The 21,817-nt window shown below is 61.4% G+C and carries 18 protein-coding genes, 1 pseudogene and 1 riboswitch; of the genes and pseudogenes, 7 read left to right on the top strand and 12 right to left on the bottom strand.

Annotated elements, in window-relative coordinates:
- Positions 1-20: 20 nt before the first annotated feature.
- From SBC1_RS34450 to SBC1_RS34460, 3 genes and pseudogenes are all read right to left on the bottom strand, one after another.
- On the bottom strand, positions 21-1,247 hold the full coding sequence (locus SBC1_RS34450; RefSeq protein ID WP_165096086.1) for an ISL3 family transposase: 1,227 nt from the start codon (positions 1,245-1,247) through the stop codon (positions 21-23).
- A 150-nt stretch (positions 1,248-1,397) separates the two neighbouring features.
- Positions 1,398-2,228 (bottom strand): annotated as a pseudogene (locus SBC1_RS34455) (NRAMP family divalent metal transporter); the annotation flags it as partial.
- A gap of 123 nt (positions 2,229-2,351) precedes the next feature.
- The gene (locus tag SBC1_RS34460; RefSeq protein WP_165104758.1) at positions 2,352-2,498 is read right to left on the bottom strand and encodes a hypothetical protein; all 147 of its coding nucleotides are present in this window, start codon (positions 2,496-2,498) and stop codon (positions 2,352-2,354) included.
- 1,011 nt (positions 2,499-3,509) lie between these two features.
- On the opposite strand from SBC1_RS34460, the gene SBC1_RS34465 reads away from it, so the two are divergent.
- Together SBC1_RS34465 and SBC1_RS34470 are read left to right on the top strand one after the other, a co-directional pair.
- Positions 3,510-3,827 (top strand): hypothetical protein, encoded by a 318-nt coding sequence (locus SBC1_RS34465; RefSeq protein WP_165104759.1) that lies wholly within the window; start codon positions 3,510-3,512, stop codon positions 3,825-3,827.
- Positions 3,828-3,935: 108 nt separating this feature from the next.
- Positions 3,936-5,474 (top strand): carbohydrate porin, encoded by a 1,539-nt coding sequence (locus SBC1_RS34470; RefSeq protein WP_165104760.1) that lies wholly within the window; start codon positions 3,936-3,938, stop codon positions 5,472-5,474.
- 479 nt (positions 5,475-5,953) lie between these two features.
- On the opposite strand, the gene mntP is transcribed toward SBC1_RS34470, so the two are convergent.
- Both mntP and SBC1_RS34480 read right to left on the bottom strand, forming a co-directional pair.
- Positions 5,954-6,523 carry a manganese efflux pump MntP gene (gene mntP / locus SBC1_RS34475; RefSeq protein ID WP_165104761.1) on the bottom strand — a complete coding sequence of 190 codons (570 nt, stop codon included), beginning with the start codon at positions 6,521-6,523 and terminating at the stop codon, positions 5,954-5,956.
- Positions 6,524-6,598: 75 nt separating this feature from the next.
- A riboswitch (yybP-ykoY riboswitch) is annotated at positions 6,599-6,726 on the bottom strand.
- A 166-nt stretch (positions 6,727-6,892) separates the two neighbouring features.
- Complete coding sequence (locus SBC1_RS34480) at positions 6,893-7,153, bottom strand: hypothetical protein (RefSeq protein ID WP_165101771.1); 261 nt, start codon at positions 7,151-7,153, stop codon at positions 6,893-6,895.
- Here SBC1_RS34480 and SBC1_RS34485 point away from each other — a divergent pair.
- Positions 7,152-8,645, top strand: coding sequence for a diguanylate cyclase domain-containing protein (locus SBC1_RS34485; protein ID WP_241202335.1), 1,494 nt, complete (start codon positions 7,152-7,154; stop codon positions 8,643-8,645). The two genes, SBC1_RS34480 and SBC1_RS34485, sit on opposite strands and share 2 nt — an antisense overlap.
- Before the next feature lie 140 nt (positions 8,646-8,785).
- The gene (locus SBC1_RS34490) at positions 8,786-9,379 is read left to right on the top strand and encodes a transglycosylase SLT domain-containing protein (RefSeq protein WP_165104763.1); all 594 of its coding nucleotides are present in this window, start codon (positions 8,786-8,788) and stop codon (positions 9,377-9,379) included.
- 66 nt (positions 9,380-9,445) lie between these two features.
- Here the strand turns inward: SBC1_RS34490 and SBC1_RS34495 are convergent, their stop codons facing one another.
- From SBC1_RS34495 to SBC1_RS34510, 4 genes are all read right to left on the bottom strand, one after another.
- Positions 9,446-11,617 (bottom strand): hybrid sensor histidine kinase/response regulator, encoded by a 2,172-nt coding sequence (locus tag SBC1_RS34495; RefSeq protein WP_165104764.1) that lies wholly within the window; start codon positions 11,615-11,617, stop codon positions 9,446-9,448.
- Between the two features lie 146 nt (positions 11,618-11,763).
- On the bottom strand, positions 11,764-12,141 hold the full coding sequence (locus SBC1_RS34500) for a hypothetical protein (protein ID WP_165104765.1): 378 nt from the start codon (positions 12,139-12,141) through the stop codon (positions 11,764-11,766).
- 284 nt (positions 12,142-12,425) lie between these two features.
- The gene (locus tag SBC1_RS34505; protein WP_165104766.1) at positions 12,426-12,770 is read right to left on the bottom strand and encodes a hypothetical protein; all 345 of its coding nucleotides are present in this window, start codon (positions 12,768-12,770) and stop codon (positions 12,426-12,428) included.
- A gap of 176 nt (positions 12,771-12,946) precedes the next feature.
- Complete coding sequence (locus tag SBC1_RS34510; protein ID WP_165104767.1) at positions 12,947-13,696, bottom strand: response regulator; 750 nt, start codon at positions 13,694-13,696, stop codon at positions 12,947-12,949.
- Positions 13,697-13,943: 247 nt separating this feature from the next.
- Here SBC1_RS34510 and SBC1_RS34515 point away from each other — a divergent pair, with 247 nt between their 5' ends.
- Together SBC1_RS34515 and SBC1_RS34520 are read left to right on the top strand one after the other, a co-directional pair.
- Positions 13,944-14,714: a response regulator gene (locus SBC1_RS34515; RefSeq protein WP_165104768.1), complete on the top strand. Its 771-nt coding sequence runs from the start codon at positions 13,944-13,946 to the stop codon at positions 14,712-14,714.
- 53 nt (positions 14,715-14,767) lie between these two features.
- Entirely contained in the window at positions 14,768-16,141 is a 1,374-nt protein-coding gene (locus tag SBC1_RS34520; RefSeq protein WP_165104769.1) for an ATP-binding protein, read from the top strand.
- Here SBC1_RS34520 and SBC1_RS34525 read toward each other — a convergent pair.
- Entirely contained in the window at positions 16,128-18,389 is a 2,262-nt protein-coding gene (locus SBC1_RS34525) for a response regulator (protein ID WP_241202336.1), read from the bottom strand. The genes SBC1_RS34520 and SBC1_RS34525 overlap by 14 nt on opposite strands.
- A 596-nt stretch (positions 18,390-18,985) precedes the next feature.
- Between SBC1_RS34525 and egtD the strand changes: the two genes are divergently transcribed.
- Positions 18,986-19,966: an L-histidine N(alpha)-methyltransferase gene (gene egtD, locus SBC1_RS34530; RefSeq protein WP_165104770.1), complete on the top strand. Its 981-nt coding sequence runs from the start codon at positions 18,986-18,988 to the stop codon at positions 19,964-19,966.
- A 152-nt stretch (positions 19,967-20,118) separates the two neighbouring features.
- Here egtD and SBC1_RS34535 read toward each other — a convergent pair whose 3' ends face one another.
- Together SBC1_RS34535 and SBC1_RS34540 are read right to left on the bottom strand one after the other, a co-directional pair.
- A complete protein-coding gene (locus tag SBC1_RS34535) occupies positions 20,119-20,415 on the bottom strand; it encodes an acylphosphatase (RefSeq protein WP_031362405.1) in 297 nt (98 codons plus the stop codon).
- 187 nt (positions 20,416-20,602) lie between these two features.
- Positions 20,603-21,796, bottom strand: coding sequence for a hybrid sensor histidine kinase/response regulator (locus tag SBC1_RS34540; protein WP_165104771.1), 1,194 nt, complete (start codon positions 21,794-21,796; stop codon positions 20,603-20,605).
- Positions 21,797-21,817: the final 21 nt, after the last annotated feature.

The raw sequence follows: 21,817 nt of genomic DNA on the forward strand, positions 1-21,817 counted from the left end.
AACTCAGTGGGTAATGCGGCTCAGCGGGCATGCGCGTTGAACGCGGTGAAGTTAAGTTTTCCGGCAATGAGAAACAAGACCGTGCGCATGGTTTCAAAGCGTGCATATCCACGAGCCTTGCGCTTTGCTGCCTGAAACAGGCCGTTGATGGCCTCGATGAAACCGTTGGTCTGACGGGTCTGGGTCCAGGCAACGATTCCATCGAAATGTCTGCGAACCAAACGCACGACATCCTTCATGGGCTCGACCTTGGAGCGCATGACGTTGGTGCACCACTGATGCAGCATCTCGGAGACGACGTTGATTTGTTTGCGCTCGAGAATGTCGCGCAATTGTTCTCGGTAAAGCCAGGCTCGGGCGGTGCGATTGGTCGTGTACTGACTGACCAACGCCTCAAGGTCGGTGAGTTGCGCAAGGTTCAGTTTGTCGGCGTCCTTGAGCAACGTCCAACGCATGCCTTTAAGCTGAGGGTCCAGTTTCTGCTGCTGCCGACGTACTGTGTCGAGCGCCTTGGACGCGTGAGCGACGACGTGGAACTTGTCAAAGGTCACTCGCGCTTCGGGGAGATGCTCATTGACGCCCTTGATGAAAGCCGGCGACATGTCGATGCTGACCGAGCTCACTTGCTCGGGCGAGCCGCCGTGTTCGCTCAGGTAGGTGGCCAAGCGCTCTATCGTGCTGGCATCCTTGCCTGTGGTGACGAACGCGACCCGCCGCGCCTGCATGTCGGCGACCAGCGTCAGATACTCATGACCGCGACGGTACGAGGTTTCGTCAATCGCCACGGCCGTCACACCCGACAGGTCGGCGGCCGCGAGTGCCAGCTCCACATACCGCGAACAGATGGCATGTACTCGATGCCACGACAGATTGACCGCGCGTGCAACGGCGGCGAACGGCATCTGCTGCGCGAGCATCAGCACTAACGCCTCGAACAACAATGTGAAGCCGCTGAGCTGGCCCACCCAACCTGGCTCAACCAAACGCACTGAACCATCGGGCAGGCGCACCCTGGGCACCCGCACTTCGAGGAAGCACTCGTGCTGAAAGAAATTCAGATGCCGCAGGCGCTTGATTTGCGTGTCGTGCACGGGATGCTCGCCGGCAACCCCGGCATAGCTAAATCGGCTGCCTGCAACGAAGTCAACGGCGATGTTGAGCTGCCGCTGAGCAGCATCGAAGTCAACACTTCGGACATACCAAGGAGCCGTGATACCGAGGGCGGATTCGAACAATTGATTCGTCATAGCTGATTGGCTTTACATGGGTGATTCCCGCATTCTGCCGCAATCACCCATGAATCATCTTACTGGGTGAGCGCGCCTCAAGGGTTCGCTGCGCCGGGCTCACGCCCGCCCTTGACCCGCCAAACCCACCCACTCCAAATTCAAAAGAGGCACAATACCGATCCACAGGTCGGCTTTCTCATACTTCATGAAACGCGGCGTAATACGCTTGTCGACTACATAGCTCTGCTGGAAAAACAATTGCCACGGTGCAACGGTGGTGCCAACAATACCGATCACGAGCAACATCACGTCGCTCAGCTTCGACTGCGCCGGCCAGGTCGGCACAAAGAAGTTGCTTGCCATCTGCGACACAGGTGGGTGGATCGACACGAGCACGGGAACGAGCAGCAAGCTCAACAGACATAAAACAATAGCGAAACGCTCGAAGCGTCTGAAGTTTCCTGTGCTGACGGCCGCCATGGTCAAGGCTGCGGCAATGCACACGCCCAGGACTTTGGAAATGCCAAAGAAATCGAGGACAAACGTGATGCCGATAAACTCGGTGACAATAGTGAGCGCGTTAAGAATAAACAGGTCGATGACGCTAAAGGCGCCCCAGAATTTTCCAAAGCGTTCGAAGATCAGGCGGGCGTGACCGACTCCGGTAACGGCTCCCAGACGCAGCACCATTTCCTGGTTGACGAATAAAACGGGAACCAGCAGCAGCAACGTCCAGAGCAACGTTGTGCCGTAGTTCTGCCCCGCTTGCGTGTAGGTTCCGAAAGCGCCGGCATCGTTGTCGCCCACCATCACGATCAGACCGGGCCCCAGAATGGCCAGAAGCGTGCGGATACGTGCCCACCAATTGGTGCGTGCGCCTGTGTCATGTTGGGCGATCGTGCCGAGTGCACCCTTGATGTCACCAACGTGAGCGTCATCTAGCACCGCGCTGCGTGGTGGTAGAACTTGAGATGGTAGAACTCGAGATGGCGTGGACATTGTTATTTTCCAGAAAGCGTGGGTGGCCGATAGAGGAAGTGCCGTGCTTGTCCCGCATATGAACGACGTGAGTCATCCCTTGATAGAACTCAGGAGACCCAAGCGTGTACGCGGGAACGTTAATCAGGCGTGAAACACGAATTGGCGGAATGTGCGCCATGCATTGGCGCAACGGTGCCGGCTGGTCGATTCCAGCGACAGCATGGCGTTGTAGTGAAGGCGTGATTCCTGGACGTGCGGAAGGTGTGAGACGAGCAAACCGAAGTTCATGATGCTTCTCCGACATATGGCTTTTCAGTGGTTGGAAAGCCAGTAGAACGGAGTTCGGACACGCGGTGTGTGTGACGAAATGGATCTACTTGCCTTCCCGGGCAAAAATGAAGGTGCTGCAGCGTATGGGATAACTGTCACTGTCCGGCATGGCGGCTCCTTTTGCGTATGCACGCACGTCATCATCCGCACGGCGCGCTTTTTTATTCCAAAGGCGCGAGCGGAACCAGTCGCGAGGGGTTAGCTCGCAACGCGATTCGTATGGACGCAAGCTATTCTGGCGTCCATACGCTTGTTTCAAGGTGCACGGTGTATTTACTGCGGCGCGCACCGTCTGCCTGCTGGCAAGACGGCGGCTAAAGAATCAAGCGCGAACGTCCTGCCCGTCAGGCAGAGAAAAACTTCGAAGGTCGACTACTACAACTGTCCAAGGCATTGGCCCCGTTTGTGACGATTCCCGGATTCTAGGCGCGCGCTAAATGTCAAGTCAACCCCATTTGCTAAGCAGAGCAAAAATAGTTTTGACGCGTGATTAATGCATTGTTGAGGCGTCGTTTTTTAAACTGTCGGCAATGTACACGTAAGAACAATGAAATAATTTATCGTCTAATCCGGCCCTGTTCCGGACTCAACGGGAATGCGGGTGGGAATGCTCTCTCGCTCAATACATGACTTGATTTTCTTACGTCATTTTTACTTGCCAATAAGTTTGGCTCGAGAATACAATCCGCCCGTCTCATCAAAAGGAGTCCCTCGTGGACACATGCCCTAGTAGTAGAAGTTCGATGCCGGCCAGCGCCGGCGAAGCATCCGCGAGATAGCGTCACAGGAAAACTCCTTAGCCGCTAACTCGCCTGGTCGGGTTAGCGCGCTTCATCCAGGACTGGCTTCAGGCCCGTCTGTCTGCAGCACGCTCCCCTTTGTCTGATCGCTCCTTGCAAGTTCACTTGCAAGGCCGCGTCATGTCTTGGCACGTCGCTCGATTCAGTCGAGCTGGACGGGAGTCTGCTCATGTTTGTCGTTTCGCTTATCTCGCGCATCGGTCCGGTATCACGGCCGGCACATCGGTTGTTCATGCTTAACCTGTCCTTGGGGCAGGCTCAGCGTTGTCTGGCGACGCCGGGCAACGCGTGCATTCGCCGCTTCGGGGTCAACGCGATTCGTGCAGCGCGGCGCATGGCCGGTTACGCCAGCGGCCCGCTTACGCCGACAGTCTGCTTGCTCATCGCGCTGACCGTTGCAGCCATTGTTATCGCAGGCGCTTTATCCACTACCTCAGTGGGCGACGAGCTCGGACGCGCCGTGCGTTTGAGCTGGTGGTTTGCCTGAGCGTGGCCGCAGCACGTACTCAATTCTTGCATTCGCCCTTTCACCCGCCCTTTCACTTTCACCGAGAAAAAAATGTAGATCGTAAAAACATCTATCTCTCCACAGACCATGAATAAAAACCTTAAGAATTTGCCTTCCAGTTTTCTCGAAACCGCGCCAACGCCAACGTCCTGCGCTGCACAAGCGCCGCGTCTCTCAAGACTGGCGCGTTCCAGTGTTCGCCACGGGATATCCGTATTACTGTCGGTAGGTGCACTATCCACCGCTGCGGCACAGACGAGTGTCGACGCACCGGGCGCCGGTACCGCCGACGCACAACCTGCCGACGCGCAAGCTGCACCGACGCCAACCGGGCTTTGGGAGCGCTCGACCTTGTTCGGGGATATGGGAGGGCTGCGGCCATGGCTAGGTAATTACGGCGTCACCCTCAGCGTGCAGGAGACCAGCGAGTATCTGCGTAACCTGTCCGGTGGCGTGTCGCGTGAAGGTGCGTACGACGGCCTCACTCAAGCATCCATCCAGGTCGATACATCGAAAGCATTCGGCCTACCGGGCGGTACGTTCAATGTTTCCGGCCTGCAAATTCATGGCCGCAACCTGAGCCAGCACACGCTGCTTACGCTGCAGTCCGCAAGCGGCATAGAAGCAGATGCAAGCACGCGCCTGTGGGAGCTTTGGTACCAGCAGTCCCTGCTTGACGGACGGGTCGATGTAAAGCTTGGTCAGCAAAGTCTCGATCAGGAATTCATGGTCAGCCAGTACGCCGCGCCGTTCATGAACGCGACGTTCGGCTGGCCCGTCCTGCCATCCGTCGACCTGCCCTCGGGCGGCCCCGCTTACCCGCTGTCATCACTCGGCGCTCGTTTCCGGGCGAAGCCATCGGACGCAATGACCGTGCTCGCAGGTGTGTTCGACGGCAACCCGGCCGGAAGCAATACCGGGGACCCGCAACAGCAGAACAATCACGGCACGAACTTCAATTTGAGCAACGGCGCGTTGTTCATTGCAGAAGTGCAGTACGCGATAAATCAACCGCCCGCCGATGCGAAAGCACCTCAGCCAAGCGGGCTCCCAGGCACTTACAAACTCGGCTTCTGGTACAACACCCAGAACTTCGCCGACCTGCAGCACGACACGAACGGCTTGTCGCTGGCCGACCCCGCGTCCAATGGAATCCCCGCGCGTCATCGCGGTGACTATAGCGTCTACGCCGTCGCAGATCAGATGGTCTGGCGTCCAAGTGCGGACAGTCCGCAGTCGGTCGGCGTGTTCGCCCGCGTGATGGGCGCGCCCGGTGACCGCAACCTGGTCGACCTCGGCGTGAACGCAGGCGTCACCCTGAAAGCGCCGTTCAAGGGCCGGGACAACGATATTGCCGGACTTGCTATTGGCTACGCCAGGATCGGGTCGAATGCACAGGGCCTCGATCGGGATACCGCATCGTTTTCGACACCCGGTTATCCGCAGCGCAGTGCTGAAACGATGCTTGAAGCGACCTATCAGTATCAGGTCGCGCCGTGGTGGCAATTGCAGGCCGACTTTCAATACGCGTTCCGGCCGGCCGGAGGCATTCCGAACCCCGCGAATCCGTCCGAGCGTGTACATGACGAAGCGGTGGTCGGGGTACGCACCGTCGTTAATTTTTAAGGAAGCGCTGACATTCTGCGCAAGCGGTCGGGGTTTCGACGTCGCCCGGCGGCTTCTCGTTCAGTCGCCTCGTCCGCTCGCTTGCCACCGCGAATTACGCTATTTTCGACATTGAACGCGCGCTCGCTGCCACGCCGTTACACCGGCGATCTCGCGACGGGCGTTCGAGTAGGACTGCTGCTCGTCGGATGAAACCAATCGGCGAAACATCAGTTGATAGACCGCGACCGCCTCATGGAAAGGATGCTGCCATGACGCCATTGCGTGAATCTCTGGCACAATTATTTCGCAACCCTTATTAATTAACAAAGAACCTCACGATCAGCAAACCACTCATTTCGGCAGCTCGCTGCACGACTGCCTGCACAGACCGCCGGACGTCCGCTCTACCCGGGGCATTGAACGCAGTCGCGGCAAGACTCTCCACTCAAAAAGGGCGCGCCTTGCGGCATGCCGACCGCAATCGGCAATCCCCTGCTTCAACTCATATATCCGAGATGCTCGGCCAGGATCACCGAGCCTATGACAACAAGAACGAGCCCGCCCGCAATCTCTGCGCGCTGCCCCACAGCCTTGCCCAGAAAACGTCCGACCATCACGCCCAGCGTCACCATGACCAGCGTCGCCAATCCGATAGTCGCGGCGGTCGACAAGATATTCACATCGATAAAAGCGAGTCCCGCGCCCACCGCCATCGCGTCGATACTCGTGGCAAATCCGGTGAGCGCCAGCAGCCAGAAACCGTGACTGTTGGGCTTCTCGACTTCCGGTGTGGGCGCGCGCAGGCCCGAGGTGATCATACGTACGCCGAGCACGAGCAGCAGGCTGAACGCGATCCAGTGGTCCCATGCGGCAACATACGGAGCGGCGGCCTTGCCGAGCGCCCAGCCGACCAGCGGCGTGATGGCTTCAATCACGCCGAAGATCAGGCCGGTGCGAAGCGCCTCGCGAATCCGGGGACGATGCAGTGTGGCGCCCTTGCCAATCGCAGCAGCGAAGGCGTCCGTCGACATGGCGAAGGCGAGCAGGAGAGTAGAAGCAATATTCATGGGGATGTCAGGATGTCGTTATGGCATTCGGGTCGGGCGAGAACATGCGATGCAGCGGCGAGCCCGACCGGTCTCACCGCTACATCGATGGTCTTGCCAACCAAAAAGCTAACGGCGGCTCATGCCACGGTTCGATTGAACCAAGCGTGTTGACATGAGCGCTTCCAGCAAGTGGAAGCCGGCTACTCCCCAAAGACGGACGAAGGCTACCATGCGCGAAATGAATTTGTAAGCTTTCCCCGGCAGAGCGAAGTGACACTGAGGGGACGCCTGCAGGTAGCTTCTGCCATGCATATCGACATGAATCGAGGGTCCGCACCGGTCCACACAGCGGACAAATCCGGATAATCTTGCCGGTCGGCAAATCGGTCACCAAGATTCAAGCCGATACAATGCGGCCAGCCGAGAATGGCGAGCCTCCCGATCGAACCTGCCGCGCGATGCCCAATCCGAAATCCCTACCGCTGCCTGACCAAGCGTGTCCAGCGCCACACCGCGCCCCCCGCCGCCCGTCAAGTCATTCTCTGCGCCGCCCATGCGTGGCGAGCGGCACGCGATGAGTTCTGCCTCGCCCCCAGTAACAGGTTTGCGGAAGCGCCGCATCAGGCCTCGCTGGACGGCGGTCGGCATGGCAAGCGCGCTCTCCCGCCATCCGATGCTCGCGGGCATCGCCGGCACCGTGGTCGCGGTCTTGATGGCGAGCTTGTCCATCGGCACGTTGTATCAGGGGCGCCAGGGCGTACTCGACCACGCGCACGAAACATCGGCGAACTTGGTCGCGATCATCGGCAACGACCTCGCCCGCAATGTTGAAATCTACAATCTCTCGCTCAACGCGATAGTCGAGGGCGCACAGAACCCGGCCCTGATGGCAATCTCGCCCGCCCTGCGCCGCCAGATCCTCTTCGACCGAGCGATCTCCGCGGCTTACATTACCGGCGCCTACGTGCTGGACGCGCACGGCAAGGTGACGGCGGCAAGCAAGGATGGCCCCCTCCCGGCGGGCTCCTTCGCCGACCGCGAATATTTCCATGCCCAGCAACGCAGCCCCTCGCCCGGCCTGTACTTCTCGCATCCGTTTGCGTCGCGTTTGCGCGGCACCCCGACGATTGGCATGAGCCGGCGCGTCAACGCACCCGACGGTTCGTTCGCCGGGATCGCGCTGCTGGCGATGAACGTCGCGTATTTCAACTCGCTGCTGGACAAGCTCAACGTGGGCGCCGAGGGATCGATCTTCATCGTCCATCAGGATGGCACGATAATCGCCCGCAAGCCTTTTCACGACGACATGGCCGGGCAGAGCGTCGCCAGCTCGCCCACTTTTGCACGCATGGTGAATGCCGCGTCGGGATCGTACACGGCGACCTCCCCGCTCGACGGCGTGCGCCGCCTCTACACGTTCTCGCACGTGCCTGGGACACCGTTCATCGCGGTCGTTGCGCCGGCGGAAGAGGATGTGTTGGGCTCTTGGCGCGAACGCAGCCGGATCGTCGGCGCGCTGACGCTGCTGTCGGGGTTAAGTTTCATCGCGGTGTCGTGGCTGCTTGCGCTGTCGCTGCGCGAGCGCGCAAGCGCACAAGAGGAGCTCGTCCGGCTGGCTGGCACGGATGCGCTCACGGGCCTGCCGAACCGGCGCGCGTTCGACGAACGCATGGACGACGAATGGCGACGCGGACGCCGGGCGGGCACGCCGTTGTCGGTATTGTTCATCGACGTGGATTATTTCAAGGCCTACAACGACGCCTACGGCCACGCACTCGGCGACGACGCGCTCGCCACCGTCGCGCACAGTATTGCCACGGCGGTGCGCCGTCCGGGCGATGTCCCGGCGCGCTACGGCGGCGAAGAATTTGTCGTGCTGCTGCCCGATACACCCCTGGAAGGTGCACGGCATATTGCCGAAGCGATCCGGCAGCGCGTGCAGGCCAGCGCGATCCCCCATCGGGCCAGCGCGCTCGGCACGGTGACGGTCAGCATTGGCTGCGCGACGGCGTCGCCGCCGGGCCTGGGTGGTGCGTACGGCCTGCTCGGCGCTGCCGACCAGCAGCTCTACAAAGCGAAGGCCGCAGGGCGCGACTGCGTCCGGCCGCAGGCCCACGCGGCGGCGGCGGTGAGTTCCTGAGCGCGCCGGCGAGCATGCCGGCGTGCACATCAAATATCGGACGAAAGCGCCCAGACCCGCTGCCGCACTAGCAAATACATGATTTGCAAGGATTTTTCTCATCGGTATAATGCGACCTTCCCTTCCAAGGCCACTTCCCCATGAGCAGACTCCTTTTGCTTGCTGCGCTGACACTAGGTGCGACGCTAGGACCCATGCAGGGCGCGGTGGCTCAGGAACGTGCCCCGGAAGCCGCCCAGCAAGACGCAGCAGCCAGCAACGCCACCGTCGAGGCCACTCACCAGGTCTCCCGCCTGATCTCCCAGAAGTTCGGCGTCGCGCGGGCAAAAGCGGAGCAGATTTCAGCCGCGGTCATGTCAGCAGCATCGAAATACTCGCTCCCCCCCGCCCTCCTCCTCGCCATCATCTCCGTTGAATCCCGCTTCAAGGAAAAGGCCCGCGGCTCTAATGGTGCGACCGGGCTGATGCAGGTCGTGCCAGCCGCCCACAGGCAACTCGTGCGCAACATCGACCTGACGGAAGCAAGCGCGAATATTGAAGCGGGATCGGCCATTCTTCACGGTTATGTCCAGTCCGCTCGCGGCGATGTGGGCGCAGCCCTGAAGAGTTACGGCGGCTCGAAAGCCTACGCGGAAAAGATCAGCCTGCGAGCCAAGGCGTTCGCTCCGCAATTCGGCTCCGGCACCGTTGCTGATGGCGATGCAGACACCAACACTGAAACGACCGGCGACTGACTTCCTGACTCCCCGCCGCTTCAGCGTTCTGCGGTTATTTCCATCACCAAATAGCGCGTCGATGAGTTAGCCCAGCACCAGCTCCCGCAGTTCGTCGATGTTGAACGGCTTCGCAAGAATGGTCACCCCGGTGTGGCGCGCGCGCTCAAATTCGTCGGCATACCCGGTCATCAACGCGATCCGCTGCGAGGGCCACGCGCCGCGCACTTTCTCAGCCAGGTCGATACCGTTAAGCCGGCCAGGCATTTGGATATCCGACAACACCAAGTCGAAGCGGCTGCCGTCGCTGAGCAGGTCGAAGGCTTTGTCGGCGGTGAGCTCGTGACGCACCTCGCAGCCAAAGGTCGAGAGCACCGCCGCCACGCCCGCTGCAACCTCCTCGTTGTCTTCCACCAGCAAGATCGAACCCGAATGCTGCCCGGCCGGTGCAGCGTTGCCCGTGGAATCCGCCGTGGGGGCAGCGTCGTCCGGCGCAATCACCGACGCGGCGGCTGGACCGTGGTATCGAGGCAGATAAAGACGCACGGTCGTGCCGCGCCCCGGAACGCTGTCAAGACGCGCAGTACCGCCCACCTGTTCGCATGCCGCCAGCACTTGCGCCAACCCAAGCCCCGTGCCCGAGCCGCTCAGCTTGGTCGTGAACAGCGGCTCGAATGCACGCCGTGCGGTGATTTCCGACATGCCCTCGCCGCTGTCGGTGAAGGCGAGCAGCGCGTATTCACCGTCGGGCAAAGCGTTGTCGGCCGTCACGCGAACATTCTGGCTGCGGATGACAAAACGGCCGCCTTGAGGCATCGCATCGCGGGCATTCACAGCAATGTTGATGATCGCGAACTCAAGTTCGGTGGCGTCCGCGCGAACCTGCCACATGTCCGGCGAGACTTGTATCTTCACTTGGACCTTCTCGCCGGCCGCCGTTTCGATCAGGCCGGCCGCCGCGGGCAGCCAGACAGCGAGGTCGATCGGTTCCTGCTTGAGCGGTTGCTTGCGCGCAACGCTCAGCAAGCGCCGCGCGAGCGCTCCGGCACCGGCGGTGGCACGCTCCACTGCCAGGACTTCCCTTTCAAGCCCATTGAAATTCTTGCGCCGAGCGAGCTCCATATTCGCCGCCACCACCATCAGCAAGTTGTTGAAGTCGTGCGCCACGTTGGCGACCAGATTGCCGAGCGCGCCCATGCGCCGCAATTGCCGGCTGGATGCTTCGGCCGAGAGCCGCATCGCGACTTCCGCCTGCCAGCGCTCCCATGCAGCCTGCTGCGCGCGCAACTGGCGCAATGAAAACAGCACAAGCACCCAGACCGCGATAGACGGCACCGCCGTGATCACCACGATCAACGTGTAGTGCTGCCGCCATTCCCCGAAGATCGTGGCGGTCGGAATGGCGCTTGTCACATAGAGCGGGTAGTCCCCCACGCGTCGAAACGCCACCACGCGCTCAACGCCGTCAATACTCGAGCGGATCCGCACGCGCCCGAACAGTTCGTTGTTGCGCATGGCGTTGGTGAACCCGGTGTCGCGGGCGTGGGTGATGCCGGCGCGGCTGGGCGGCTCGCGCACCAGAATGCCGCCGTCGCGCCGGAACAAGCCGACGCTCATGCCAGCTTCACCATTCGACAGATCGCGATAGAAGCCTGCGAAATAATCGCGTTTGAGCGCGATCGACACGACGCCCGCAAAACGGCCGTCGTTCAGGCTGCGCCCAACGCTGGTCGTGAATACATCGGTTTGCTGGACGCTGCCGAGGAGTGGCAGAGAAAAATAGGGATCCGGGCGGATGGAGCGAGCAGAAGTGAAGTCGTCGCGATTGGCGATCGAGACGGCTGGCACGGGGAAAAAGCGGTCGCTGGCGAGCATTTCGCCTTTCACGCCAAAGATGGTGATTCCGGCCACCTGGGAAAACGATTCGCCGATTTCGCTCAGGCGGTCATGGATGGCTTTCTGATTCGCGCTGATCTGGGCGTCGTCGCTGTCGGCGAGCATTTCCACAATACGCGTCGAGATTTCGCGGTTGAGGTCGAGCACCTTGACGGCTTGTTCGTCGGCGACACGGGCCACACGGTCGGCGACATCGTCGGATTCGCTCATGCGGCGCTGGAAATCGTAATAACCGTAGCCAAGCAGGAACACGATCGGAAAGAGGATCGACGCCGCCAGCACGACCAGCAGGATTCGCCGGGTCGCGGCGAAATTGCGCAACGGCAATGGCAAGTCGAGTGCAGCGGAATCCGAAGAGTGCAAAGCGTCAAGGCTCCAAGGTTGGGTTCGCTCGCGCCAAGGTTGATCGGCTCGCGCTCGAAGCAGACCTGCCAACAGTCAGTAACCGTTAGCAACTGGCAGACCTGTAAGCCCGATTCCCTGGCGACCAGGCGAAACAGCCAACCCTGTTACTGCGGCTTTGACATTGTCCCACTACCATTTGGCGATGCAGTGGTCGAATTGCTATTTGCGCTGGAACCATTGCTCTTCATATTAGGCGCGGCGCCTGTCCCCGTACCCATTCCACCACCCACGGCATTGCCGCCCGGCGCACCACTCATTCCCGCCCCGTTGGAGCCGCCTGCGTTGGCTCCGCCCATGCCGCCGCCGCCCACGCCCGCGCCACCAGCCGACCCTCCGCCCGCTGAACCGCCTCCCGCACCACCACCACCGGCACCACCGCCTGCACCGCCTCCCCCGCCCGCCTGCGCGTAAACACCACCCGCAGCGCCCGACAGACCCAGCACCAGCGCGGACACCAAAATCTTCTTCGATACGTGTTTCATTGCAGCCTCCTTGAACACCGTTGAGTGCGTTGCGCAGGACTTATGTCGCAACGCTCGCTCTCTGTCCAGTGCAAGGGGCATGCCGCGCAAGCAACTTATCGACGGGCGGTAACGCTTGCCTGGCGGGCGTTCCGGGGAACGTGCGCCAGCAGTAGATGTGACCTTGGGTTGATTTTTTGACCAGCTTTTGCTCACCATGTCGACTGATTTCGGGGCTCGCAAAACAAGAAACCGGGCTTGCGGGCCCGGTTTCTTTACTGCGTAATATTTCGGTCGTTTCGGTCTTACCAGCCTTGTTGCTGGTAATAACCTTGCTGCGGTTGCGGTCCGCACGGTACATAAGCACGCTGATAGTTGTCGAAGCAGTATCCCGGCGGCGGGCCCGGTTGCGCATAGACCGGTTGTGCATAAGCGGGTTGCGCGTAGACCGGCTGATACACCGGCTGCGCATAGACAGGTTGTGCGTAGACCGGCTGAGCCACGGCGGACCCTACCAGTGCGCCAATCACTGCGCCGCCCAGCAATGCGCCCACTACCGCACCACCATCTCCGCCACCCCCGTGCGCGGACGCCTGACCTGACATGGCAAGACTTCCGGCCAACACCAACACTGCAGCTACGCGTTTCATTTGAGTTCTCCAGATCCCGTGGTCGGGACTATGGAGCTGATCTTATGCGGGTACCGAAGAAATAACTGATGCAGTTGGTAACGGATCATTTCAGCGGATACATATTCATCTGCCGTTTCCTCGTTTCCTGCTTCGTTTGCTGCGGACGAGTCCTCACTCGAAGGCCTCCGCGTCCTTCACGCCTCGGTCGATGCCCGCCGGATAGCACGCTCCACCGCGCCGGTTTCGCCGTGCGGCACGAAGATGTAGCCCTGTCCCCAGACCGTCTGGACATAACGCGGATCGGATGGATCGGCTTCGAGCAAGCGCCTTAGCCGCCATATGGACACATCGAGACTGCGGTCCCTATACGTTTCCGCCTGACCCCGCAGCTTCTCGTTCAACTGCGCGCGCGTCAGCACGACCATCTCGTTTTTCACGAAGATCTTCAGCGTCGCAAATTCGCCGGAACGCAACGGCACACGTTCGCCGTTGTGACGCAGCTCGCGCGCAGCAAAATCAACTTCGTAGGGACCGAAGCGGTAAGGCGGCCGGTCCTCCGGCGCACCCGGCGCCGCCGCGTCGCGACGTCTCAGGACCGTGCGAATGCGCGCCAGCAGTTCGCGCGGATCGAAGGGTTTGGCCAGGTAATCGTCCGCGCCCAGTTCGAGGCCGATCACGCGATCGATCACATCCGAACGCGCCGTCAGGAAGATCACGGGGATATCGTCGCCCGCCGCACGTAATTCGCGCAGCGCACTAATGCCGTCCTGCTCGGGCATCATCACGTCGAGCACGACAATTGACGGCCGCTCTGCGTCAAGACGCCGTTTAAGGCCTGTACCGTCGTGCAGCACCGAGACTGCAAGGCCATTGCCTTGCAGATATTCGCGAACGAGGTCGCGCACTACGGGGTCGTCGTCGACGAGAAGAACATGATGGGTCATGCGAATCATTCTAAGACGCCAAAGCGCTTTTTCGCGACACGGATTCCTTTCCGCTTCTTTCATCGAATTGCACGGCAAGCAACGGTTCAATACGTCAGATCAAAGCGCTTAGCCGCCCGGGTCAACGCGCACGGGCTTTTCAAGCCGCTCCTCCCGGTCATTTTTGCGGGAGTTTCGAGTAAGAATCGGTAACCATCTTTGACTCGATGAAAAACCGTACGTTTTCGATGTTAGCTAAAATTTCACAATGACTACCTCTGTATTGATCGTCGACGACGACCTGGCCGTATGCGACCTCCTGAGCCGCTTCCTGAAAGCGCGCGGGCTGGATATTTCCGTTCTTCACGATGGCACCGGCCTGCGCCGGCGGCTGGAATATGCACGCCCCTCCATCGTGGTGCTCGACGTGATGATGCCGAACATGGACGGCCTCGCTGCGCTTCGCCAGGTGCGCGCCGCCGGTGACGACATCCCCGTGATCTTCGTCACCGCGCGCGACAGCGTGACGGACAAGGTAGAAGGGCTGGAACTCGGCGCGGACGATTACCTGTCGAAACCCTTCGATCCGCGCGAACTGCTCGCCCGTATCGACACCGTGTTGCGGCGGCGTGCGCCTGCGTCAACAGGACGGCCGGAAGCCTGTGCGAGCGAACGGTTCGGGCGCTTCGAGCTCGACTTCGTCACGCGAGCGCTGGTGAGCGGCAACGAGCGCATCCCGCTGCGCGACAGCGAATTCGCGTTGCTCAAGGTGCTCGTACGGCATCCGTACAAAGTCTTGTCTCGCGTGCTGATCCACGACCTCGTGCATCGCGACGACAGCACCTTCAGCGACCGCAGCCTCGACGTGCCAATCTGGCGGCTGCGCAGAATTATCGAAGAAGATCCGGCTAGCCCGCGTCATGTTCAGACAGTGCGCGGCCAGGGTTATGTGTTCATTCCCGATCCCGATGGTGCACGCAACACGAACACGGCGACGCAACCGGCGCCGGCCGCGCCCGACCGCGCTTCTACCGTATGAAACTCTTCGGCACGGCGCGGGGTAACAATTCGCGCGGCAGCCAACGCGCCCGCATGGGGTCAGCTCACGACCGGAGTCGTGGTGGCCCCCGTCGCGGCAATCCGTTCAACACGCTGTTCGGGCGTATGGCGCTCATTTCACTGGTCGTGCTATTTGCCGTGCAAGCCTGCTGGTTCACGGTGCTCACCGTGCAGCGGCCGCATCACGACGCGGAAGGTTACGCGCGCGGATTGATGCTTGTACTCGCCGCAGCCAACGACGACGCGCGTCAAGGCGTGCGGCTCGCGCCCGCGTTGAGCGTGCAGTTGGTGTTGTCCTCGAACCTGCCCGAAGGCATCACGCTGCGCGAGCCCGACAACGGTCCCGTCGTGCATTTGCTGCGTGAGTTGAGGAACGTGCTGCCGCCGGGCACGCGGCTCGCCGTCGATGGCCCCAAGCACGCGCAGCGTCTCTGGGTGCGTTATCCGAACAGTCCGAACTGGATCGTGACGCCGGTCGACCTGCCGCCCGCGCCGCCTATCCTGGTTGAATCGGTGGGTATGTTGCTGGCTGCCGTCATCCTGTCGCTGGTCGCGGCGTGGCAATTGCAGCGGCCGTTGTCACGCGTGGCGCAAGGCGCGCGTCAGTTCGGCGCGGGCGAGCGGCCGGTCCCGGTAGACGAGCGCGGACCGCGTGAGCTGCGTGACCTGATCCGCGCGTTCAACCAGATGATGCGGCGGATCAACGACGCCGACGACGAGAAAGCCGTCATGCTCGCCGGCATCGCGCACGATCTGAAAGCGCCGCTCACGCGCCTGAAGCTGCGCGCGAGCGTGCTGGTGCAGGACGACGCCGAGCGCGCGCATTTCATTCGCGACATTGACTCCCTGACGCGCATCGTGCAGCAGTTCCTGGAATTTGCCGCCAACGTGTCCACGAGCGGACCGACCATCAACGTGGACGATTTTCTCGCGGAACAGTTCGCGCAGGACGAAGCCGGCGATACCCCTCTGTTCCGCCTCGACCTGGGCGCCGGCGCTGCATTCCACTTGCCGCGCACCCTGCTGGACCGGCTGGTGACGAATCTGGTCGATAACGCGCTGGAACATGGCGCCCCGCCCGTCGACATCAGTACGGGCAAGCGCAATGACGAGTGGTTCATCACGGTGCGCGATTACGGCGATGGAATCCCGCCCGAGCGTCTGGACGATGCCCGCAAGCCGTTTGTCCGCCTGGACCCGGCGCGGGCGGGCGATGGTCATTGCGGACTGGGACTCGCCATTGTTGTACGCCTCGCGCACGAACTCGGCGGCCGCTGCGATATCGGCAACGCGAAAGACGGTGGTCTCAGCGTGCGGATCGTCATTCCGATGGCCGAACCCACTCGCGCAGGTTGCAGCGCGGCTTTACACTCCGCCCGTGTGCCCGAAGCCGTCATGGCTTCCTGAACACCGCCTGTTCGAGTTCATCGAAGTTGAATGGCTTCGGCAGCAGGGTCGCGCCGCTCAACTCGTCGCCAAGCTCGGCCGCAATGCCCGTCCCATAACCCGATGCCAGCACCACATGCACGCGCGGCTGCAAACGCTTCATCGCGCGGGCGAGGTCGAGGCCCGACATGCCGGGCATGCGGACATCGGTGAGCAGGACATCGAAGGATTGCTGCGCGATCAGGTCCAGCGCGGCTTGCGCACTGTCCACTGCCAGCACTTTCGTGTCGAGCAACTCCAGCAGCTCGCGCGTCGCTTCGCGGGTGTTGGCGTCGTCCTCCACAATCAGGACGCGTAGTGGCTGAGGCTGAGGCGCGACCGGAACATGAGACGCGTCCGGCATATCGGGCGCTTCATAAACCCGCGTGCGGAACATCCAGCGCACCTTGCGCGCCAGCGCATCCCGCCGATACGGCTTGCTGATCAACGCCACGCCCGGATCGAGCCGGCCACCGTGAACAATCGCGTTTTCGGTGTATCCCGACGTAAACAGCACTTCCAGCGCCGGCAGCATTTCCTTCGCGCGGCGCGCCAGTTCGACGCTGCGCATGGGTCCCGGCATCACAACGTCGGTGAACAGCAAATCGACGTGCATGCCGCTTTCAAGCACACTCAACGCGCTCTGGGCATCCGCGGCTTTCAGCACCTGATAGCCCAGCTGGGTCAGCATGTCCACAGCGGTCGCGCGTACGTTCGGATCGTCCTCCACCACCAGGATGGTTTCCGTGCCGCCCGTCACGGGATCATTCGCCGCTTCCGCGCGTGCGGCCTCGTCTTCCATGGAGCGAGGCAGATAAAGTCTGACCGTCGTACCGTGGCCCGGCTCGCTATAGAGCTTGATATGACCACCGGTCTGCTTCATGAAACCGTACGCCATGCTCAAGCCCAGGCCGGTGCCGCGGCCTTCGGCCTTGGTCGTATAAAACGGCTCGAAGGCGCGCGCGAGTGTCTCCGGCGTCATGCCGCAACCCGTGTCGGAGACGGCGACCATCACGTACTGGCCGCTCGCCAGGTCATGGTGATGGCGCGTGTAGTCGTCGTCGAGCATCGCGTTGCCCGCCTCGATGGTCAGGCGGCCCGCGCCGTCCATCGCGTCACGCGCGTTGATCGCCAGGTTCACGATCACGTTCTGCAAATGATTCGGATCGGCAAGCGTGTTCCACAAGCCGCCTGACACCACCGTTTCAAGTTCGATGGTTTCGCCAAGAACCCGGCGCAACATGTCGTCGGAACTGCGCAGCAGCCGCGAAATATCGAGCGCCACCGGTTCGAGCGGTTGCCGGCGCGCGAACGCCAGCAATTGCTGCGCGAGCTTCGCGCCGCGCTCGACTGCTTCATGCGCGCAGGCGAGGCGCCGCGTCAGGGTTTCGTTGCCGTTCGACTCCTGTGCGGCGAGCTGAAGGTTTCCGCCAATCACCTGCAGCACGTTGTTGAAATCGTGGGCCACGCCGCCGGTCAGCTTGCCAACAGCTTCCATTTTCTGCGATTGCGCCAGCGCAGCCGCCGTTTCGCGTTGCTCCGTTTCACTCGCCCGCAGCGCCGCCAGCGCCTCTTCAATGCGGCCCTCCAGCGTCTCTCGATGCCGTTCCAGCGCATCGCTCAAGCGCTTTTGCTCCTGCAGCGCGGCGTCGAGCGAACGCACGCCAAGCACGCGCTCGGTAATATCGCGGGAAATCGATACAAACCATTCCGCACCGCCTGGCCCGTTCACCGGCGACACCGAGACGTCCCAGTATTTCGGCGTGCCTTTGGCTGTCCGGCAGGGCGCTTCGAAGCGCGAATGACGGCCTTGCCGGGCGTTATCGATCGCGTCCACCAGCAGATGCCGCGATTCCTCCGGCCACAGGGACGCCCACGACTTGCCCTTGAGCGGGGCGAAGTCATCGATTTCCATCAGGCAGATGCCGTTGGCGTTCATGAATTCGAGCGTGCCGTCGAGCCGCAGAATCTTGATGCAATCGGTGCTGCCGTTCAGCACACTCAGGAAAAATCCGCCAGAATCGAGCGAAAGTGCGGGCTTGTTATCGGGCGCGGTATCTGTCGCGGGCGGGCTCGTCAGCTCTTGCTCAGCCGCTATGGCGCCATGAAAACCGAACGGCTTGTCGGCAAGGGCCGCAGGGTCGGGCTGCTGGACCGGCGCCGGGATGCTGTACGCACCCGTGTCGTCGAGACGTGCGATCACGGGATCGGGACTAGCTGAGTCGGTCATGAATCGGGCACTGAAGAGAGAACGGCGAGGACAGCGCAAGGCGTTTTTCAAGTCGATGCGCTGCAACGTGATCGGCAATAGAGAGCAAGCATTGCGCCAGTGCGGAAAACACGGCCTCACGCGTGGCTGAGGCTTTTGCAGCGTCCGCTTCATGCGGGCATCGCCCCGCAACGGTCACACGGCGCGTGTAAAAACCAACCCGACAACACGTAGTTATTGCGTGATCATCCAATTCCCGGGGTGGTTTCAGCGTGATATCGAAGACATAGGTACAGTCGATACCAGGGTCTCACGCGAAATATTGTTAGCCGTGAATCTCCCCGCGGCTTTCGCCGGACAGCGCGTGAAAAGGCACATTTGGGGTCGCTTGGGGTCGTTTAGCCACACGACCGCCGTGAAGATGCAGGTCCTTGCATCAGGACAGGGGGCCGTCGTGCGCGCTTCTTGCTCACCCAAAGGCTTTGCTCCCCCGGTCGCGCGGCCCCTGTCACGGCCGGAACGCTGATCGACCCATTCTCGCCGTGTTTTTCGACGCGTAGTTCTCGTCATGGATAACCCGCCGCGCGCGCTGCGCCGCGGCAACATGGAGACGTCTCATGCCTCAAGCCACGACGCAGGCCGTTCAGTCGCCGCACTTTTCGTCCCCGTTCGCCGCAGCCGTTCACGAAGGTCTCACGCACGCGCCGCAAAAAGAATTGCCATCGATGTATTTGTACGACGAGGTCGGCTCCGCCTTGTTCGAAGTCATCACCGCGTTGCCGGAGTACGGTGTAACGCGTGCTGAAGAACGTGTATTGAATGCGCATGCCGCCGATATCGTGGCCGCGTTGCCGCGAAATGTGACTGTTGCAGAACTCGGCAGCGGCAGCGGCCGGAAGACGCGGCGAATCCTGGAGGCGCTGTGCAAAAAGCGGCCGACCGAATACTGTCCCATCGAAATTTCGCCTACCGCGTTGCAATTGTGCAGGCGGGAGCTGGGCGATATAGAACGGATTTCGATCGTGGGCTACGAGCGCGATTATCTGGCCGGGCTGGCGGAAGTCAGTGCCAACCGAAAAGAGGGCGAGGTTCTACTGGTGCTGTTTCTCGGCAGCACGATCGGAAACTTTGCGCGGCTGGCAGCCACGCGGTTTTTGAAGTCGATTCGCGGCATGCTGAAGCCGGGCGATTCGTTGTTGCTGGGGATGGACTTGCTCAAGCCGCTGGATGTGCTGATTGCGGCGTACGACGATCCTATTGGCGTAACGGCCGCGTTTAACCTGAATCTGCTTGCACGGGTCAATCGCGAACTGGACGCGGACATTCCGCTGGACGCGTTCGAGCATCTTGCGCGCTTTAATCCCGATGCCCGCAGCGTGGAAATGCATTTGCGCGCGAAGCGTCCGGTGAGAGCAACCATTCGCGCGGCGAAATTGAGCGTGGAATTCCGCCAGGGGGAGACGATCTGGACGGAGAGCAGCCACAAATATCTCCCCGGAGAGGTGGGGCCGTTGGCGGCGGACGCGGGATTCGAATGCACGCGGCAGTGGCTGGATGACGAATGGGGATTTGCCGAGAGTTTGCTGGTAGCAAAGTAGCGAGGTTCGTTACTCGCGATGGACGTGGAGCAGGCGCTGAAGGCCGCGCCCCGGGCATGTTTGAGGCCCGGGAATCTCGCGTTGCCGGTCTGTCAAGGCGATCGAGCCTGTCGCGCCGTAGGACGCGCTGCCGCCGGCATGCGTACCCCCTTTCAGTGCTGCTCAAACCGCTCGAACCGCTTCTCGATATACCGCTCCTCGCTGACCAGATCCGTGACTCGCGCATGCGGCGGCCCCCGGCGCAGCCATTCGAGCATCAGGTCGACCTGGTTCGCCGGTCCCTGGATCATCGCTTCAACCGATCCGTCCTCCAGGTTGGCTACCCAGCCGCGAACACCCAGCGCATGCGCCCGACGCACCGTCGCATGGCGGAACCCCACGCCCTGCACCAACCCCTTCACGTGCACGTAATACGTCTCTATTCGAATATCCAGGTCTGGACTCGGCATGTTTGCTTCTCCCGATTAGTGCTGATTCGTCACGCCGCCAGATTTGTGCCGAAGGCACACCCCGGCAAACGCCATCAGGCCGCATTTTAGACAAGACCAGAAAAACCGGCAGTGCGCATGAGATTGCTGACCTCACGCAGCCCGAAAGGCATCGGACGCTGCAACAATCAACGCACCGCTTCGCCTCTCACCCCAACCGAAACGGCTGTGCACCCTCGGCCATCTCTCCACCCACCCGCCGCGCCACCGCCTCGCGCGGCAGCGTTACTTCGAATACCGTGCCGCTCTCCGCGTCGGAGCTCACTTCCACCCGCCCGCCATGCATCTGCGCAATCTCGCGCGTGATGTAGAGCCCAAGTCCCAGGCCGCCCGTTTCCTGCTGCGACCTCCCAGACCGATACGGCGCGAAAATGGTCGGCAATACTTCAACGGGAATCTCGCCCGCGTTCTGCACACTGATCAGAACGTCGTCGGCAGCCTCGCCGTTCAGACGCACCTGAATGGCCGAGCCGTCACGCCCATGAGTCAGCGCGTTGCCGATCAAATTCGAAAACACCTGCGACAACAGATCGCCATCGCCCTGCAATAACGTATCGCCATCGCGGAAAATGAAGATGCGGCCCTTGCCCACCCGCGCCTCGTATTCTTCAACAATATTTTTCGCCAGTGTCATCAACTCCACCGCCCGCGGCTGCAGCGTCACTCGCCCGCCGCGCAGCCGCGCGAGATTGAGCAACTGGTCGACCATGCGCACCATCCGCATGCCGCTGCTCTTGATACGCGTGCCGATATTCGCCACGTTCTCATCCGGCACGAAGCGCGCAAGATATTCCGCCGACGCAATCACCGCCGACAACGGCGTACGCAGATCGTGGCCGAGCACAGCCATAAGCATTTCGTTGGCGTCGAGGAGTTGCTGGACAGTCGCGAGTTGCGTGGCGAGCTGCTGCTTCTGTTTCTCGATCTGGATGAACACATCCACCTTCGAATTCAGGATGCGCGAGTCGTACGGCTTGTACAGGAAGTCCACCGCGCCCGCTTCATAACCGCGAAACGTGCGCCCGGTGTCCTGCGCGGTCGCGGTCAGGAAGATGATCGGCACATGCGCGGTACGCGGGCTGCCTCGCATCAGTTCAGCCAGTTCGAAGCCATCCATGCCGGGCATGTTGACATCGAGAATGGCGAGCGCGACTTCGTGCTTGAGCAGCAGTTCGAGCGCGGCCGGCCCGGAGGCTGCCGCGAGCACCGAGATGTCCGGCCGCGCGAGCGAGGCTTCCAGCGCAGTGATGTTGTTCTGCACGTCGTCCACGATCAGAACGTAAATGGGCTGCCTGAGCGGCTGCCTGACCGGTTGCCCGAGCGGTTGCCTGATGTGTTCCATTAGCGGAGTTCCATTAGCGTG

This window comes from Caballeronia sp. SBC1, assembly GCF_011493005.1.
GTDB lineage: Bacteria > Pseudomonadota > Gammaproteobacteria > Burkholderiales > Burkholderiaceae > Caballeronia.

Bases quoted from the DNA above. Each gene is read 5' to 3' on its own strand.
- SBC1_RS34450 (WP_165096086.1), bottom strand. From the start codon at position 1,247: ATGACGAATCAATTGTTCGAATCCGCCCTCGGTATCACGGCTCCTTGG.
- SBC1_RS34460 (WP_165104758.1), bottom strand. From the start codon at position 2,498: ATGAACTTCGGTTTGCTCGTCTCACACCTTCCGCACGTCCAGGAATCA.
- SBC1_RS34465 (WP_165104759.1), top strand. From the start codon at position 3,510: ATGTTTGTCGTTTCGCTTATCTCGCGCATCGGTCCGGTATCACGGCCG.
- SBC1_RS34470 (WP_165104760.1), top strand. From the start codon at position 3,936: ATGAATAAAAACCTTAAGAATTTGCCTTCCAGTTTTCTCGAAACCGCG.
- mntP (WP_165104761.1), bottom strand. From the start codon at position 6,523: ATGAATATTGCTTCTACTCTCCTGCTCGCCTTCGCCATGTCGACGGAC.
- SBC1_RS34485 (WP_241202335.1), top strand. From the start codon at position 7,152: ATGGCAAGCGCGCTCTCCCGCCATCCGATGCTCGCGGGCATCGCCGGC.
- SBC1_RS34480 (WP_165101771.1), bottom strand. From the start codon at position 7,153: ATGCCGACCGCCGTCCAGCGAGGCCTGATGCGGCGCTTCCGCAAACCT.
- SBC1_RS34490 (WP_165104763.1), top strand. From the start codon at position 8,786: ATGAGCAGACTCCTTTTGCTTGCTGCGCTGACACTAGGTGCGACGCTA.
- SBC1_RS34500 (WP_165104765.1), bottom strand. From the start codon at position 12,141: ATGAAACACGTATCGAAGAAGATTTTGGTGTCCGCGCTGGTGCTGGGT.
- SBC1_RS34505 (WP_165104766.1), bottom strand. From the start codon at position 12,770: ATGAAACGCGTAGCTGCAGTGTTGGTGTTGGCCGGAAGTCTTGCCATG.
- SBC1_RS34510 (WP_165104767.1), bottom strand. From the start codon at position 13,696: ATGACCCATCATGTTCTTCTCGTCGACGACGACCCCGTAGTGCGCGAC.
- SBC1_RS34515 (WP_165104768.1), top strand. From the start codon at position 13,944: ATGACTACCTCTGTATTGATCGTCGACGACGACCTGGCCGTATGCGAC.
- SBC1_RS34520 (WP_165104769.1), top strand. From the start codon at position 14,768: ATGGGGTCAGCTCACGACCGGAGTCGTGGTGGCCCCCGTCGCGGCAAT.
- SBC1_RS34525 (WP_241202336.1), bottom strand. From the start codon at position 18,389: ATGACCGACTCAGCTAGTCCCGATCCCGTGATCGCACGTCTCGACGAC.
- egtD (WP_165104770.1), top strand. From the start codon at position 18,986: ATGCCTCAAGCCACGACGCAGGCCGTTCAGTCGCCGCACTTTTCGTCC.
- SBC1_RS34535 (WP_031362405.1), bottom strand. From the start codon at position 20,415: ATGCCGAGTCCAGACCTGGATATTCGAATAGAGACGTATTACGTGCAC.
- SBC1_RS34540 (WP_165104771.1), bottom strand. From the start codon at position 21,796: ATGGAACACATCAGGCAACCGCTCGGGCAACCGGTCAGGCAGCCGCTC.